Source organism: Bacillus sp. Xin1 (assembly GCF_013314535.1).
GTDB lineage: Bacteria > Bacillota > Bacilli > Bacillales > Bacillaceae_G > Bacillus_A.
Genome location: NZ_JABUAE010000175.1, coordinates 1 through 550 on the forward strand (window position 1 = coordinate 1; position 550 = coordinate 550).

1 protein-coding gene is annotated in these 550 nt (G+C 33.1%); it reads left to right on the plus strand.

Annotated features, from left to right (window positions below; translation table 11 throughout):
- Nucleotides 1-125: 125 nt before the first annotated feature.
- Nucleotides 126-550, plus strand: a 425-nt coding sequence (locus HRG09_RS28375) for an Rpn family recombination-promoting nuclease/putative transposase (protein ID WP_174104107.1), incomplete at its 3' end; no start/stop codon positions are given.

Here is a 550-nt window from a genome sequence, read left to right on the forward strand (position 1 = left end):
TGTTTTACGGAGTTAGATGTGTACTGTGATGAATTGGAGCTACAATGGTAAAAGTAGCATTTGCTTATATAAAGAATTACATTATAAAATAGTAAGAAGAACAGAAAGACAGGGAGAGGAAACCCATGTCCACAAAATTAGTAAATTTACGGATTGATTTCGCTTTTAAACAGTTATTTGGAACGAAGGGAAACGAAGAGATTTTAACTGGATTTCTAAACGCCATCCTAGAAGAATCTTTAGATGCACCTATTGTATCTCTACAACTAGAAGATCCGCATCTTCATAAATCTTATGAAGATGATAAGTTATCCATATTAGACTTATTAGCAACACTAGATAACGGAACACAAGTTAATATTGAAATTCAATTACGAAACACACATGATATGGTAAAGAGGTCTTTATATTACTGGAGTAAACTCTATACATCCCAAATGCAAGAAGGGATGCCGTATCGTTCACTTCGGAAAACCATTACCATTAACTTATTAGATTTTATATTATTCTCCCAGGATGATTCATTTCACACCATAGGACAATTATGGAA